We start from the raw sequence: 15,219 nt of genomic DNA, 5'->3' as shown, positions 1-15,219 counted from the left end.
CTCAGCCCACCGTCAGCGGACGATCCACCGTCAGCGCCGACGGCTCGCGGCTCCGCCCACCTGCCAGCGCAGGGTCCGGGTCTCGGCGTCGTCCAGGTCGAGCAGCAACCGGTCGCTGGAGGATCGAGGCGCGACCAGCGGCTCCCACTCGTTGCGCCGAGGCGAGAGCACCATCACGAAGCCCGAGGGGTCGGTGTGCTCACCGATCGCGGTGATCAGCATCGTGACCGGACGGACGTCGCCGTCCCGGGTGAGCATGCGCCAGCGCTGTTGGTTGGGCAGCCCGGAGCGGGTGATCTCCAGCAGCGGATCGACACCGGGTGGCAGCCGCAGCTCGGCCCGAGCGGCGTTCACGTCGTCCGGGTGAGACAGCGCCGTGGCGGGCTTGCCGACGATGTCCTCACTGCGATAGCCGAGCAGCTTCTCGGCTGCGCGGTTGAGTGAGGTGACGTGTCCGTCGGCATCGGTGAGTACCACGGCCCGATCGCGCAGGGCACCCGTGACGGCAGTGACGGTGTCGCGCAGCGCGGTGACCTCGCCCAGCAGTTCCCGGCGCGCAGCCTGGGCCGCGTGACGTTCGCTCAGCGTGCGGATCGTGGCGTACAGACTGAGGTGACGGCTGCGACTGTAGGCCGGTGAGATCCACACCTCCACCGCCAGGACCGTCCCGTCCGGGCGGCGCGCGACGGTCTCCACGGCGGCGCCCGCCGCTCCGGGCGTCGTCTGACCGGTTCGCCGGCGGGCGATGATGTCCCGGATGACCACGGCCAGGTCGGGCAGCAGCTGCATGGCCGGGGTGCCCACCAGGTCGGCCTCCCGTCGGCCGAAGACCTGTTCGGCCACGGCATTGGCCAGGATGCAGTCACCCTGCTCGCCGACGCCGAGTACGGCGTCGGGGCAGGCGTCCAACACGGCTCGCGTGTCGGTGTCCAACCACGGCCGACTCACCCTCTGGTGTGCCCGCCGTGCGTTCAGCCAACGCTGTAGTGCACCGCTGGGAAGTTCCCGCAACACGGCCAGCCCTCCGATCTGGCGGCGCGCACCACCGCCACGATGTGGTGTGTTGTGCGCGCCAGGGTCGCCCACTGCGGTCGGCCGCTGACCACACCGCCTCGATCTGTCGGCGGAACGTGCGATCAGAAGATCACCACAGGACTCACATGTTACCTCATGTGTTCGGTCAACTACGTTGCGTATACATCCGTGTCGGTCGCCGGAAACGTTTGTCCAGGGGGGCACGAGCTCACGCGGGAAGGTCCGGCGAACACGGTTGAATGGTGACGTGAACACGACGCCTGACGAACCCGTCGATCCGCTCGGGGAACCCCGGTGGGAGGACGAGGTCGCGCGGCTGCTACGCCGTCCGGAGTCTCTGCGGTGCGTCTTCCAGCCCGTCGTCGATCTGCACACCGGTGACTGCGCCGGGTACGAGGCTCTCACCCGGGTCGCCGACTGGCCCGCCCGCTCTCCGCAGCCGTGGTTCACCGCCGCCGCGCGCACCGGGCTGGCCGGCCAGCTCGAGGCGGCGTCGCTGACGAACGCGTTCAAGGGCCGCGCCGACCTGGGTGCGGAGCAGTTCCTCGCGGTCAACGTCGCGGCACCCCACCTGGACGAGGACGTCGTGCTGGAGGTCTTGCGCAGCCAGCCCGATCTGACCGGGGTCGTGATCGAGCTGGACTGGCCGGACGGCGTGCCCTTCGACTACGAGGGCAACGCCGCCGTGGCCGCTCTGCGCGTGGCCGGCCTGCGCGTGGCCTGTGACGTCGCCGAGGCCGGGCGCGCCGAGCTGGACCGGCTGCATCAGGTACGCCCCGACCTGGTCAAGCTCGATGCCCAGCTGGTCAAGGGCGCCCATGAGGACCCGGTCCGTGATCGCCTGATCCGGCTGGTGGTGACGATGGCGCAGGGCATGGGTGCCGTGGTGCAGGCCGAGGGTGTCGAGAGCCTGGACGACGCCCGTCATCTGCAGGCGGTCGGCGTCCGGCTGGCCCAGGGGTGGCTGTTCGGCCGGGCTCGCCCCTCGTTCCTGTCCCCGGCCGCCGAGGTCAGCACCTGGTTGCGCACCAGTTGGGAGGACACCATCTCGCGCACTCGGGCCGGCCGGCTGGCACGCCCGGTGCAGCCGGGCGACGAGTGGGCGGCCGACGTGGACGACGAGGGCCGGCTCGTGGCCCTGATCGATGCCGAGGGCGCAACCCAGCCCGCCTCCCGCTTGCTGCGGCTGCGCTCCAGCCAGGACCTTCGATCGGCGGCGCTGCGCGTGCTGGCCTCCGACGCCGAGCGCCGAGCTCTCGGCGTGGTGGTCATCACGGATGACGACGGACGCTTCCTCGGCCTGAGCGAGGTCGACGCCGTGATGCGCGAGGTCCTGGCCGAGATCCGCTGAGCCACAGGTCGGTTGTTGTCCTCGAGACGCGAACCCGGCCCGGGTGGCGAAGGACCTAGGCCCCGTTCGAGGGAACCGCAGGCTACCTAGCTTGGGCCCAGACGACTTGCCCAGCGGGAGGCTCCAATGGCCGCTGCCACGGATCACAGCTCCGATCTCGTCGGTCAGGGCCAACGCCTCGATACGACCGAGATCTCGATGGTGGGCGAGGCTGCCCGCTGGGCGCCCTCGATTCACAACAGTCAGCCCTGGCATCTGCGTCGGCTCCCGGATGGCATCGCGGTCCTGGACGATCCCGAACGGGCGCTGCAGATCATCGATCCACAGGGCCGGGATCGGGCGATCTCGTGTGGCTCGGCCGTGCTCAACGCCCGGGTGGCCTTGCGGGCACGGGGTTACCTGCCCCAGGTCGACCTGGTGCCCACCCACGTCCCCGGTCTGGATCACCACGACGAGCCGCTGGTGATGGGTGTCGTCCGCGCCGTCGGCCGCCGTCCGCCCTCGGCCGGCGATCTCGCCCTGGCCGAGGCGGTCCGTCAGCGGCACACCCACCGTCGGGTGTATCGCTCGCACGCGGTGGCCGAGGACGACCTGTTGGAGTTGCACCACGCCGTGGCGGAGGAAGGCGCCCAGCTGAGCGTCGCGGATTCCGCTGCCCGCCGCCAGATCGCACACCTGTTGCGCCAAGCGGTCGGCATCCAGGCCGCGGATGCCGAACTGCGGCAGGAGGTCGAGCGCTGGGTTCGGCGCGGTGCCCGTGGCCACACCGACTCGGTTGACGGGATTCCGAGCGTTGCGCTCGGCACCTCGCCGTTCCCGGTCGATTCGCTGGTGCACGCCGGTCAGAGCATGATCCCGGACGCCGGGGAGATCGACGCCGAGTTGGCTCGCAGCACGGTGTTGGCCATCTCGACCCGCGGCGATGCTCCGCGCGACTGGGTCCTGGCCGGGTTGGCGCTCGAGCGCATGCTGTTGACGGCGACCATCAAGGGGCTGGTGGCCACCTTCACCGATCAGGCCCTGCAGAACCCGGAGTACCGGCCAGCCGTGGCCGAGGCGCTGGGTATCTGGGGCCACCCGCAGGTGTTGCTGCGGGTCGGTCGGGCTCTGGTGGAGGCACCACCGACGCCGCGACGTCCGCTGACGGAGTTGTTCGAGTAGTTCACCGTGGCCGCACGGCCCACAACGCCACCGCGGCGGCGGCCGCCACGTTGAGGGAGTCCACCGCGCCGGCCATGGGGATGCGGACGGCCCGGTCGGCGCGAGCGAGGGCCGCCCGGCTCAGACCGTCCCCCTCGGTGCCGAGCACCAGGGCGAGGCGGTCCGGCAGGTCCGCGGCCAGGTCGTCCAGGGTGATCGCCTCGGGGGTCAACGCGAGGGCGACCACGGTGAACCCGGCGTCGTGCAGGTGATCCAGGCCGGCGGGCCACGGATCGATGCGTCCCCACGGCACCTGGAACACCGTGCCCATCGAGACCCGCACCGATCGGCGGTACAGCGGATCGGCACATCGCGGGGTGACCAGAACGGCATCCGCCCCGATCCCGGCGGCCGAACGGAAGATCGCTCCGACGTTGGTGTGATCGACGATGTCCTCCAGCACCAACACCCGCCGGGCTCCGGCCACGAGCTCGGCCGGCGGGCGCAGCACCGGTCGGTGCATCGAGGCGATGGCGCCACGATGCACATGGAAACCCGTGATCTGCTCCAGGACGGCGTCCGGGCCGGTGAACACCGGGGCACCCAGGCCCGTGACCAGGGATACCAAGCCAGCCAGCGGCTCGAGCCAGCGCTCGGCGAGCAACATCGACCGGGGGCGGTGGCCGGCGTCCAGCGCTCGACGGATCACCTTCTCGCTCTCGGCGAGGTACAGACCGCGCTCGACGTCCAGCAGTCGGCGCAGGGCGACATCGGTGAGCCGGGCGTAGTCCGCCATCCGGGGGTCGTCGATCCCCTCGATCAGCTCGGGTTCGACACTCATCGGGTGACCAACCGCACGATGGCCACGACCCCCACCACGACGATCAGCCCGCGCAACACCGGCTGCGGCAGCCAGCGGCCGACACGGGCGCCGAGCACTCCCCCGACGATGGACCCTGCCGCGATCAGCGCGATGACGGCCGGGTCGGCGGCGGCCGGACGAACCAGCAGGAAGGTGAGCGCCGCGACCAGGTTGACCACCACGGACAGCAGGTTCTTCGCCGCGTTGACCCGCTGCAGTGACTGCGTCAGCAGCGAGCCGAGCAGGCCGATCAGCAAGACCCCCTGGGCCGCGCCGAAGTAGCCGCCGTAGACCCCGGCCAGCGCCGTCCCCACGGTCAAGGCCGTGCCGGTTCGGCCGGACGGGCCACGGTCGGGCAGATCTGCCGTCGACTCGGTGGTCGATTCCGCCCCTGGCGTCGTTAGCTCGGCACGGCGCCGGGACATCGTCGCAGCGATCCGGGGCTGAGCCAGTACCAGCACCAGGGCCAATCCGATGAGTACCGGCACGATCGCCTCGAAGGCCCGGGCCGGTAACCACAGCAGGGCGAGGGCGCCGGTGACGGCCCCCAGCGCCGACATCGGTGCCAGCCGCAGCAGGAGTCCCCGCTGACCGGCCAGCTCCCGGCGGTACCCCCAGGTGCCACTGATGCCGCCGAAGACCAGGCCGATGTTGTTCGACACGTTGGCCGTCACCGGCGCGTAACCGAGGGCGAGCAGGGTGGGGAAGGTGATGAGGGTGCCCGAACCCACCACGGTGTTGATCGCCCCGGCACCCACGGCGGCCAGGGTGATCGCTGCTGCATCCGTGAGGTCCACGAACAGGAGGCTATCCGGGTGGCTCCGGCGCCTCGCCGCTGGAGTCCGGCGGCTGCCGTCCCGACAACACCCAGGTGGGACAGGTGCGGCGTACCGGGTGGACCGGGTGGACGGCGATCGCTGCGGCGCTGCTGTGCCCGGTGCTCCACGGCGCCCCGAGTGCCCAGGCGTCCGCCGTCGCCGCCGCTCCCGGCCCCCGAACCTCGGCCGCTGCCCGCGCGGAGGCCGCCGAGGCCGCTACTCGAGTCCAGGCGCTGACCAGCGAGTACCGACGCCGGTCGAGCGCCGCGGATGCCGCGATGCGCGAGCTCGCGGCGGCGTTCTCGGCCGTGGCGAGCACGGACACCGACCGGCAGGAGGCCGAGGATCAGGTGCGGGCGACCCGGGCGCAGCAGGCGGCCCGCGTGCGGGCGCTCTACACCGGCGGTGGCACCAGCCTCACAGCGGCCGTGTTGGACGCCGAGTCGGTGCAGGACGCGTTGTGGCGCCTCAGCGTCGGCCGCAGGGTCGGTGAGGGCGTGGTGCGTGCCGCGGGCCAGGCGGTGCAGACCTCCGAGGAGAACGCCGCGCTCGCCTCCGATCGCGCGGTGGCCGCCGACGCGGCGACCAGCCGGATGGCCCAGGCGGCCAACCGGCTCGCCGAGGAGAGCGAGGCCGCCCAGCTCGTCCTGCGTCAGGCCCAGGACCACCTCGCGACACTGTCCGCACAAGCCCGGCAGCTACGAGCCGCCGAGGAGGCGGCCGCGGCCCTGGCGGCCGCGCAACGCAGTGCGGCCACGACGTCCGAGGTGGTCGGCCCGGTCACCGCCCTGGGCATCCCCGCACCGTACGAGCAGGCTTACCGCGCGGCGGCCGGGACCTGCGCCGGTTTGCGCTGGACCCTGCTCGCCGCCGTGGGGCAGGTCGAGAGTGGCCACGGCCGCAACAACGGGCCGAGTTCGGCCGGTGCCATCGGTCCGATGCAGTTCATGCCGGCAACCTTCGCCTCCTACGGAGTCGATGGTGACGGCGACGGCAAGGCCGACCCCTGGAACCCTGCCGACGCCATCCCGGCGGCAGCGCGTTACCTGTGCGCCAGTGGGCTGGATGCCTCGGACGCCGGGGTACAACGCGCCTTGTTGGCCTACAACCATGCCCAGTGGTACGTCGACCTGGTGCTGGCCGCCGAACGCGCGATCATCGCCCGCGGCGCGTGATCGGTTCCACTCGACGAGAGCTCGGGCCGCGGGCCCCTCAGGCCGGCGGCTCGGACGTCGGGGGGTGCTGGGTCGACGACGGGTGGGACGCAGAACCGTGCCGTCCACTCGCCCCGATCTCGGCCTGTCGCACCTCGCCCTCGGCGCCGGCGGCCTCGGCCCGCGCCCGTTGCAGGGCGACGTTCGGGTCCTCCAGCGTGGCGGCACCGAGCCCGCCGAGTTCGGCGGCGCCCATGGGTCCGGGGGTCCAGGTTCCCGTGCCGTCGGAGTCGCCGCCGAGGGCCGCTCCGATCCCCTTGAGAGCCTGCGTCAGCTCGGTCGGCACGATCCACACCTTGTTGGACGGGCTGTTGGCGATCTGCGGCAGCATCTGCAGGTACTGGTAGGCCAGCAACTTCGAGTCCGGGTTGCCCCGGTGAATGGCATCGAAGACCTGCTGGATCGCCCGGGCCTCACCCTGCGCCTTCAGGATCGCGGCCTGGGCCTGGCCCTCGGCCCGAAGGATCGAGGACTGCTTGTCGCCCTCCGCGGTGAGGATCTGGGACTGCTTGACGCCCTCGGCGGTGAGGATGGCGGCGCGGCGGTCCCGCTCGGCGCGCATCTGCTTCTCCATCGAGTCCTGCACGCTGGGCGGCGGGTCGATGGCCTTGAGCTCGACCCGGTTGACCCGGATCCCCCACCGACCGGTCGCGTCGTCCAGGACACCGCGCAGCTGGGCGTTGATGTTGTCGCGGCTGGTGAGCGTCTGCTCCAGATCCAGCGAGCCGATCACGTTGCGCAGCGTGGTGACGGTGAGCTGCTCGATACCCACGATGTAGTTGGCGATCTCGTAGACCGCAGACTTGGGGTCGGTGGGCTGGAAGTAGATCACGGTGTCGATGTGCACCACGAGGTTGTCCGAGGTGATCACGGGTTGCGGTGGGAAGCTCACCACCTGTTCACGCAGGTCGACGACCGCCCGGGGCCGGTCGACGAACGGCACCAGGAAGTGCAGTCCCGGGCTGAGCGTTCGGGAGTAGCGCCCGAGCCGTTCGACGATCACCGATGTCGCCTGCGGCACGATGCGCACCGCGCGCGACACCGTGAGCAGAACGAAGATCACCAAGAGGAGCAGGACGACGAGTGCCGCCACTCCGGGAAGTTCCATGACCTCTCCAGACAGTTCTCGTGAGTCGACGCCGGCCGGTAGATCGGCAGGCGCTTCGATCAGTCGGTCGGTGACACCCGTGGTGCACCGTGGGGTGGGGTCTCGGGGTGCTGGTAACGCACCACGGCCGTGGCTCCGTCGATACGCAGCACGCGCACGCTGTGGCCCGGCGCGACCGCTGGTTCGTCGCCCTCGAGGCGTGCGCTCCACACCTCTCCGCCGATTCGGACCCGGCCGTCGGTGGAATCGACCGCCTCGGTGACCTCGGCCAGACGCCCCACCAGCGCATCGGTGTGCATGGCCTCGGCCGGCAGCCGGCGGAGCATGTAGTTCCGCAGCGGGGGACGGGCACCCAGCAGCAGCAGCACGGTGGAGAGGGCGAAGGCGAGGATCGAGAGGGTGACGCTGCCACTGACGACCGCGGTCGCGGCGGCCACCAGAGCACCACCGGCCACCATCAGGAAGATCAGATCGAGGGTGAACACCTCGACGACCCCGGCCACGATGGCGATCGCCACCCAGATCAGGCCCAGCGAGTCCTTCGGTTCCACCGCTCCCCCTTCCAGGAAGGCAGACCTCCTGTCGCGTCGGCCCGTTCCGGGCCGCCTAGCCGTCCGAGCGCTTGCGTGCCGTCCACCGACCGTCGGCCCGCTCGATGTGCAACGGGACGTCGAAGGTGGCGCTGAGATGCTCGTCCGTCAGTACCTGTTCCAACGGGCCGCCGGCCACAACCGTGCCCTGACGCACCAACAGCGCATGGGTGAATCCCGGCGGGATCTCCTCCACGTGGTGGGTGACCACCACGAGCACCGGTGAGCGGTGGTCACGGGCCAGTTCGGCGAGATCGGCGACCAGGGTCTCGCGACCACCCAGATCGAGCCCGGCGCCCGGCTCGTCGAGCAACAGGATCTCGGGGTCGGTCATCAGCGAACGGGCCAGTTGCACCCGCTTGCGTTCCCCCTCGCTGAGCGTGCCGTAGCGGCGCTCGGCCAGGTGCGCCACACCGAAGGCCCCCAACAGGTCACCGCCGCGTCGGTGGTCGACGGCGTCGTACTCCTCGTTCCAGCGACCGGCGACGGCGTACGCCGCGGTGAGCACGACGTCGCCGACCTTCTCGTGGCCGGGCAGGGAATCCGCGAACGCGGCACTGGACAACCCGATGCGCGGGCGCAGCTCGAACACGTCAACCGCACCGAGTCGCTCGCCGAGCACCGTGGCCACCCCGGAGGTCGGGTGCAGTCGCGCCGCGGCGATCTGCAGCAGGGTGGTCTTGCCGGCGCCGTTGGGACCCAGGATCACCCAGCGTTCGCCCTCGTCCACACTCCAGGTGACCTGGTCCAGGAGGCGCGCGCCGTCCCGGACGACACTGACCGAAACCAGGTCGAGAACGTCACCCATGAGGCCAGACCCTAGGGGATCGGGCACCAGGCCCGCGCGCGTAGGCTCACCGGGTGTCGTGGCTCGAACTCCCCCGCGCCGTTGTGCTGGCCACCTGGGGGACGGCCGCACTGCGCGGCGAGATCCCGCTGTCCCGGGCTGCCGAGTCGGCCGCCCTACCGGACGATGAACCGGGCCCGGACGGCGTCGATCCGGCCGAGATCCTCACCGTCTGGCGCAGCACCGGGGTGCGCACCCTGCGCGTGGTGCTGCCGGTGCCCGGTGATCCCCGGGGTCTACCCGGACCGGCGGCGTTCAACGCCCTGGCCTGTGACGCGGGCGAGTGCGTGATCGCCGAGCCGCCCTGGGCAGCGCCCGGCCACGCCCAGGTCGCCGACGCCACGGTGGCCCTGGGCCTGGTGCCGCGACACCAGGCCTTCGGCTCGGCCCTCGAGCCGGGATCCCTGGTCACCTGGACGGCGCATGTCGTCGACGTGCGCCGACCCGCGGACGTCCTGTCGCTGACCGAGGCCGACCGCGAACTGCGGATGGGGCTGCTGCAGGCCACCCGACTGCTCGAGACGTTGGACGTCGCCCGCTGGCGTGACGATCTGGCCGGCACCTGGGCCGACCTCACCGCGGCGCGCCTGGATGCCCGCCGGCTGCCGGCCGCCGTCACGCCCCGTGCCCTCGAGACCATGGCCACCGGGCTGCGGCTGCGTGGGCTGGTCGCCCTCGCCCTGACCGACGACGGCGGAGCACTGAGCGGATGGGAGGCCGACCAGCGCCGCGGGGTGTTGCGCGGACTGGACGAGGTGGCTCGGCGCGCCGTGGCGGCCGCCGCGAACAACGTCGCCGTCAGTGGCCGAGCAGCAGGTGACTCACACCCGAGAAGCGGGTGATCGCCTCGTCCAGCGTGGCCACGATGCAGTGATGTTCGGCAGCGATCGCGGCCACCACGGCGACCGGAACCAGGGATGACAGGGCCGGGGCGTCCACACACAGGGTGCGGAGCAGACGCAGGTGCCGAGGGCCGGCCTCGACCGGGAGGAACAGCGGCTGCGCGCACACCGCGTCGATGAAGTCGAAGGCCGTGGCGGCAGGGGTGGGCTCCACGAAGATGGCCGGATCGGTGGCATGGCGCAGGAACGAGGCCCAGACCGGCCGGGGCACGGCGAACTGCTCCGTGCCGTCCAGGAGCTCCTCGAACCAGGGCCTGACCCGATCGTGGGCGGGGTGGTCGGCGCGGTGCATGGCCAGGACCACACCCATGTCCAGCACGTACATGCCGGCCTCAGCGCAGGGCGTCCAGGCCGCGCCGGCGCGGCGCCGGCGTGCCGGGCGGACGGCCCGAGGCGGGATCGACGCTGGCCCGCAGCCCACCCTTACCGGCGAACACGGGCACCTCGGGTCGAGCGGCGAGGGTCTCGGGCTGGGTCAGCTCACGCCGCAGCGCCGCATCCACCAGATCGCCGAGGGTCTGACCACGACGACGCGCCAGGCGCTTGGCTGCCAGCAGCAGCTCGTCCGAGATGGACACCGTGGTGCGCATGTTTCGATGCTAGGGGCGAGGATGCCCCCCGTGGCCCGAGTGTGACCCGACCCTCACGACAGGTCGGGACAAAAGGTGCTTCTCCTCGCGCGGTGTCGCGCTCCTGATCGCGTGGGTCGGTCCTGATCGCGCAGGTCAGCGCGCGACGGCCTGGTAGACCTCCATGGTCCGATCGGCGATCGCGTCCCACGAGAAGTGATCCTCGGCACGTTGCCGTCCGGCTCGTCCCATGGCCCGGGCACGGGAGGGATCGGAGGTCACGTCGGTGAGCACCTCGGCCAGGTCCGCCACGAAGCGCTCCTCGTCGGTCGGGGTACCGGTCCCGTCCTGCACCTGCTCGATGGGTACCAGCCGACCGGTGACGCCGTCGTCCACCACCTCGGGGATCCCGCCGGTGGCGGTTCCGACGACGGCCGCCTCGCAGGCCATGGCCTCGAGGTTGACGATGCCCAGCGGCTCGTACACGGACGGGCACACGAACGTCGTCGCCGCCGAGAGCACCTGGCAGAGCTCCTCGCGCGGCAACATCCGCTCGATCCAGACCACGCCGCTGCGCTCGGTCTGCAGTTCGGCGACCAGGCCCGAGACCTCGGCCATGATCTCCTTGGTGTCGGGGGCTCCGGCGCAGAGCACGAGTTGCACGTCGGCGGGCAGGCGGCGGGCGGCGCGCAGCAGGTAGGGCAGGCCCTTCTGGCGTGTGATGCGCCCCACGAAGACGATGGACGGTCGGTCGGGATCGATACCCGCCGCGCGCACGACGTCCGGGTTCTCGTCTCGGTTCCAGCCCGACAGGTCGATGCCGTTGTGCACCACGTGCACCGTGTCGGGGTCGACCTGCGGGTAACTGCGCAGGATGTCCTTGCGCATGCCACCACTGACCGCGATCACCCCGGCGGCGCCGAGGTAGGCGGTCTTCTCGACCCACGACGAGAGCGCATAGCCACCCCCGAGCTGTTCGGCCTTCCACGGCCGTAGCGGTTCGAGGCTGTGGGCGCTGAGCACGTGCGGGATGTCGTACAGCAACCCGGCGAGGTGGCCGGCCAGGTTGGCATACCAGGTGTGCGAGTGGACGACGTCGGCGCCGACACAGTCGGCGGCGATCGCGAGGTCGACCCCCATCACCCGCAGCGCGGCGTTGGCCTGCGCCAGCTGGGGCAGGTCCGGGTACCCGGTGACACCGGCCTCGGCACGAGGTTCACCGAAGGCTCTGACGCGCACCTCGGCGCGGCTTCGCAGCACCTCGGCGAGGTTCTCCACATGGACGCCGGCCCCGCCGTAGACATTCGGCGGGTACTCCCTGGTCAATAGGTCGATACGCACACCGATCACCGTAGTGTGCAGGGCTCCGCAAGCCATAGGGTCTGAGGCATGCCTAGTCCCAGAGTGATGGCAATCGTCCTCGCCGGTGGCGAGGGCAAGCGTCTGATGCCCCTGACCGCCGACCGCGCCAAGCCTGCGGTGCCCTTCGGCGGGGTCTATCGGTTGGTCGACTTCGCGTTGAGCAACCTGATCAATGCGCGGTACCTGCGCATCGTGGTGTTGACCCAGTACAAGTCGCACAGCCTCGACCGCCACATCTCGCAGGCGTGGCGGCTGTCGACGATGCTCGGCAACTACGTCGCCCCGGTGCCGGCGCAGCAACGTGTCGGCAAGCGCTGGTACCTGGGCAGCGCCGATGCGATCTTCCAGAGCCTGAACCTGGTCTACGACGAGAAGCCCGACATCGTGGTGGTGGTCGGCGCGGACCACGTCTATCGCATGGACTTCGCCCAGATGGTCGACGCCCACGTCGCCTCGGGAGCGCGCTGCACGGTGGCGGCGATCCGGCAGCCGATCTCGTTGGCCGATCAGTTCGGCGTGATCCAGACCTCGGCCGACGACCCCACCCGCATCGCGGACTTCCTCGAGAAGCCGACGAACCCGGTCGGGCTGGCCGACGCCCCAGACCAGGTGCTGGCCTCGATGGGCAACTATGTCTTCGACGCCGACGCGCTGATCGAGGCGGTCACCACGGACGCCGACCTCGACTCGTCCAAGCACGACATGGGCGGCGACATCGTGCCGGCCTTCGTGGCCAAGGGTGAGGCGGCGGTCTACGACTTCATCGAGAACGAGGTGCCCGGCTCGACCGCTCGCGACCGCGACTACTGGCGCGACGTGGGGACCATGGACGCCTACTTCGACGCCCAGATGGACCTGGTCTCGGTGCACCCGGTGTTCAACCTCTACAACTACGAGTGGCCGATCTACACCCACCTCGGCCCCTGGCCGCCGGCCAAGTTCGTGCACGGGTGGCACGGCCGCATCGGGCATTCCGTGAACTCGATCGTCTCGCCCGGATGCGTGGTGTCCGGGGCGCTGGTCGAGAACTCGGTGCTGTCGCCCAATGTCGGCGTGCACTCGTGGGCGACGGTCAGTGACGCCGTCCTGATGGACAACGTCGAGATCGGGCGGCACGCCGTGGTGCGCCGGGCGATCCTGGACAAGAACGTGGTGGTCGCCGAGGGTGCCCGGATCGGCATGGATCCGGACGAGGATCGCGAACGCGGCTACACGGTCACCGAGTCCGGCATCACCGTGGTGGACAAGAACGTGGTGGTCAGCGCGTGAGCCGACCGGTCCGGATCGGGGTGCAGATCCAGCCGCAGCATGCCGAGTACGCCGAGATCCGCCGGGCGGTGGCCGCAGCGGAGGAGGCGGGTGCCGACGTCGTCTTCAACTGGGATCACTTCTTCCCGCTGTACGGCGAGCCGGACGGCCAGCACTTCGAGTGCTGGACGATGCTCGGCGCCTGGGCCGAGGCGACCTCACAGGTCGAGATCGGCGCGTTGGTCACCTGCAACAGCTACCGCAACCCGGAGCTGTTGGCCGACATGGCCCGCACCGTCGACCACATCAGCGGCGGGCGGTTGATCCTGGGCATCGGGGCGGGGTGGTTCGAGCGCGACTACGACGAGTACGGCTACGCGTTCGGCACACCCGGTTCACGGCTGGCCGAGCTGGAGTCCGCGCTGCCGCGCATCCAGCAGCGCTGGGCCGCGCTGAACCCCGCCCCGACCCGGGACATCCCGGTGCTGATCGGCGGCGGGGGTGAGCGCAAGACCCTGCGCTACACCGCACGGCATGCCGACATCTGGCACGGCTTCGGCGACGTGGAGACGATCACCCGCAAGGGCGCCATCCTCGACGAGTGGTGCGCCACCGAGGGGCGCGATCCCGCGGACATCGAGCGCTCCACCGGCGTCGAGGCGGGGTCGAGTCCGGCGGATTCGGCACCGGCGCTGCACGCCGCGGGAGTCACGCTGTTCACCGTGGGACTGACCGGTCCACGCTACGACCTCGCTCAGGTCGAGGACTGGCTCGCCTGGCGGGACGAGGTCAACTCGCGCTGACGGGCCTGCCGATCAGGCGCGCGGGACGGCGAAGCTCGCCAGCGCCGTCCCGCCGAAGGCGAGCGAGGCCCAGCTGCCGGTGAACGACAGCACCGCCACGGCACTGGTGGGGAACTTCGTGGCGACCTTGGTCAAGGCGATGGGGTCCGAACCCTCCCCCGCCAGCAACAACGTGGTGGCCGACAGGGTTGGCTCATGGCCCACCACCACCAGGGTGTGCACCGCGTCGTCATGGTCGGCGCAGCCGTGCGCCAGCGTGATGATCTCACCCGGCGTGGCACCGTAGAGCGAGGGGTCGAGCCGGACCGGAACGGTCGCCGCCAATCGCGAAGCGACGATCTCCCAGGTGTGCCGGGCCCGTTGAGCGTCCGAACACAACACCAGGTCGGGCCGTGGGCCCTCGGTCACGAACCAGTCGCCGGCCGCGGCGGCATTTCGGCGTCCCTTGCCCGCCAGCGGGCGATCGTGGTCCGGGACGCCGTGAGGGTAGGCGGACTTGGCGTGGCGCAGCAGGACGAGGCGACGCTGAACGTCCGCGGCAGTCATGGGGAGCATCTTGCACCCCGTGGGCACGTCGGCGTCAGCCCTGATTCACCGCGAGTTTCACCCCATGGCGTGGAAACCGCCGTCGACGTGCAGGATCTCGGCCGTCGTGGCGGGGAACCAGTCCGACATCAGGGCAACGCACGCCTGTGCCGTCGGGGTGGGGTCCTCGATGTCCCAGCCGAGCGGTGACCGCGACGGCCAGCCCTCCTCGAACGCGATGAAGCCCGGGATCGAGCGGGCCGCCATGGTGCGCAACGGGCCGGCCGCGACCAGGTTCACCCGCACTCCCTTCGGCCCGAGGTCGCGGGCCAGATACCGCGAGGTGGACTCGAAGGCCGACTTCGCCACGCCCATCCAGTCGTAGACCGGCCAGGCCCGCGAGGCGTCGAAGGTCAGTCCGACCACGCTGCCGCCAGGCCCCATCAGGGGCAGGGCGGCCACGGCGAGGGCCTTGAGCGAGTAGGCGGACACGTGGACGGCGGTGGCGACGTCCTCCCACGGGCAGTCCAGGAAACCCCCACCCAGGGCGGACTGCGGCGCGAAACCGATCGAGTGCAGGACGCCGTCCAGCCCGTCGACGTGCTCGCGGACCGCATCGGCCAAGCCGTCGAGGTCCTCCTGCTTGGTGACATCGAGCTCGACGACCGGTGCGGTGGTCGGCAGGCGGCGGCTCACCGCCTGGGTGATCTTCATCTGGCGTCCGAACGAGGTGAGTACCACCTGGGCACCCTGCTCCTGGGCCAGCCTGGCCACGTAGTAGGCGATGGAGGCGTCGGTCAGGACGCCGGTGACCAGGATGCGCTTGCCGTCGAGCAAACCCATGG

The 15,219-nt window shown here is 70.9% G+C and carries 16 protein-coding genes and 1 pseudogene; 6 read left to right on the top strand and 11 right to left on the bottom strand.

What is annotated here, in order from left to right; all coding sequences use genetic code 11:
* Nucleotides 1–30: 30 nt before the first annotated feature.
* On the bottom strand, nucleotides 31–933 hold the full coding sequence (locus tag IPK24_14395) for a PAS domain S-box protein (protein MBK8076714.1): 903 nt from the start codon (nucleotides 931–933) through the stop codon (nucleotides 31–33).
* 349 nt (nucleotides 934–1,282) lie between these two features.
* On the opposite strand from IPK24_14395, the gene IPK24_14390 reads away from it, so the two are divergent.
* Both IPK24_14390 and IPK24_14385 read left to right on the top strand, forming a co-directional pair.
* Entirely contained in the window at nucleotides 1,283–2,386 is a 1,104-nt protein-coding gene (locus IPK24_14390) for an EAL domain-containing protein (protein MBK8076713.1), read from the top strand.
* Nucleotides 2,387–2,512: 126 nt separating this feature from the next.
* Nucleotides 2,513–3,547, top strand: coding sequence for a nitroreductase family protein (locus tag IPK24_14385; protein MBK8076712.1), 1,035 nt, complete (start codon nucleotides 2,513–2,515; stop codon nucleotides 3,545–3,547).
* Between the two features lies 1 nt (nucleotide 3,548).
* Here IPK24_14385 and IPK24_14380 read toward each other — a convergent pair whose 3' ends face one another.
* A complete protein-coding gene (locus tag IPK24_14380; protein ID MBK8076711.1) occupies nucleotides 3,549–4,367 on the bottom strand; it encodes an RNA methyltransferase in 819 nt (272 codons plus the stop codon).
* The gene (locus IPK24_14375; protein MBK8076710.1) at nucleotides 4,364–5,185 is read right to left on the bottom strand and encodes a sulfite exporter TauE/SafE family protein; all 822 of its coding nucleotides are present in this window, start codon (nucleotides 5,183–5,185) and stop codon (nucleotides 4,364–4,366) included. The genes IPK24_14380 and IPK24_14375 overlap by 4 nt, the downstream gene beginning before the upstream one ends.
* Nucleotides 5,186–5,799: 614 nt before the next feature.
* On the opposite strand from IPK24_14375, the gene IPK24_14370 reads away from it, so the two are divergent.
* Nucleotides 5,800–6,381, top strand: a complete 582-nt coding sequence (locus IPK24_14370; GenBank protein ID MBK8076709.1) for a lytic transglycosylase domain-containing protein — start codon at nucleotides 5,800–5,802, stop codon at nucleotides 6,379–6,381.
* Between the two features lie 37 nt (nucleotides 6,382–6,418).
* Here the strand turns inward: IPK24_14370 and IPK24_14365 are convergent, their stop codons facing one another.
* The 3 genes from IPK24_14365 to IPK24_14355 all read right to left on the bottom strand — a co-directional run bounded on the left by IPK24_14365 (nucleotide 6,419) and on the right by IPK24_14355 (nucleotide 8,926).
* Entirely contained in the window at nucleotides 6,419–7,528 is a 1,110-nt protein-coding gene (locus IPK24_14365) for an SPFH/Band 7/PHB domain protein (GenBank protein MBK8076708.1), read from the bottom strand.
* A 59-nt stretch (nucleotides 7,529–7,587) separates the two neighbouring features.
* On the bottom strand, nucleotides 7,588–7,986 hold the full coding sequence (locus IPK24_14360; GenBank protein MBK8076707.1) for an NfeD family protein: 399 nt from the start codon (nucleotides 7,984–7,986) through the stop codon (nucleotides 7,588–7,590).
* 148 nt (nucleotides 7,987–8,134) lie between these two features.
* Entirely contained in the window at nucleotides 8,135–8,926 is a 792-nt protein-coding gene (locus IPK24_14355) for an ABC transporter ATP-binding protein (protein MBK8076706.1), read from the bottom strand.
* Nucleotides 8,927–8,979: 53 nt separating this feature from the next.
* Here IPK24_14355 and IPK24_14350 point away from each other — a divergent pair, with 53 nt between their 5' ends.
* Nucleotides 8,980–9,807, top strand: a complete 828-nt coding sequence (locus IPK24_14350) for a hypothetical protein (GenBank protein MBK8076705.1) — start codon at nucleotides 8,980–8,982, stop codon at nucleotides 9,805–9,807.
* Here the strand turns inward: IPK24_14350 and IPK24_14345 are convergent.
* The 3 genes and pseudogenes from IPK24_14345 to glgA form a co-directional block, all read right to left on the bottom strand.
* The gene (locus IPK24_14345; protein ID MBK8076704.1) at nucleotides 9,764–10,192 is read right to left on the bottom strand and encodes a PIN domain-containing protein; all 429 of its coding nucleotides are present in this window, start codon (nucleotides 10,190–10,192) and stop codon (nucleotides 9,764–9,766) included. The genes IPK24_14350 and IPK24_14345 overlap by 44 nt on opposite strands.
* Nucleotides 10,193–10,346: 154 nt before the next feature.
* Nucleotides 10,347–10,457: pseudogene (locus IPK24_14340) on the bottom strand (antitoxin).
* Nucleotides 10,458–10,592: 135 nt separating this feature from the next.
* Complete coding sequence (gene glgA / locus IPK24_14335) at nucleotides 10,593–11,777, bottom strand: glycogen synthase (protein ID MBK8076703.1); 1,185 nt, start codon at nucleotides 11,775–11,777, stop codon at nucleotides 10,593–10,595.
* 48 nt (nucleotides 11,778–11,825) lie between these two features.
* Here glgA and glgC point away from each other — a divergent pair, with 48 nt between their 5' ends.
* Together glgC and IPK24_14325 are read left to right on the top strand one after the other, a co-directional pair.
* Nucleotides 11,826–13,067, top strand: a complete 1,242-nt coding sequence (gene glgC, locus IPK24_14330) for a glucose-1-phosphate adenylyltransferase (protein ID MBK8076702.1) — start codon at nucleotides 11,826–11,828, stop codon at nucleotides 13,065–13,067.
* On the top strand, nucleotides 13,064–13,849 hold the full coding sequence (locus tag IPK24_14325) for an LLM class F420-dependent oxidoreductase (GenBank protein ID MBK8076701.1): 786 nt from the start codon (nucleotides 13,064–13,066) through the stop codon (nucleotides 13,847–13,849). The genes glgC and IPK24_14325 overlap by 4 nt, the downstream gene beginning before the upstream one ends.
* Nucleotides 13,850–13,861: 12 nt before the next feature.
* On the opposite strand, the gene IPK24_14320 is transcribed toward IPK24_14325, so the two are convergent.
* A complete protein-coding gene (locus IPK24_14320; protein MBK8076700.1) occupies nucleotides 13,862–14,395 on the bottom strand; it encodes a histidine phosphatase family protein in 534 nt (177 codons plus the stop codon).
* A gap of 57 nt (nucleotides 14,396–14,452) precedes the next feature.
* Complete coding sequence (gene fabI / locus IPK24_14315; protein MBK8076699.1) at nucleotides 14,453–15,217, bottom strand: enoyl-ACP reductase FabI; 765 nt, start codon at nucleotides 15,215–15,217, stop codon at nucleotides 14,453–14,455.
* Nucleotides 15,218–15,219 lie beyond the last annotated feature (2 nt).

This window comes from Kineosporiaceae bacterium, assembly GCA_016713225.1.
GTDB lineage: Bacteria > Actinomycetota > Actinomycetes > Actinomycetales > Kineosporiaceae > JADJPO01.
Note: the sequence above shows the minus strand (reverse complement) of the source record. Positions and strands in the feature narration are given on the sequence as shown.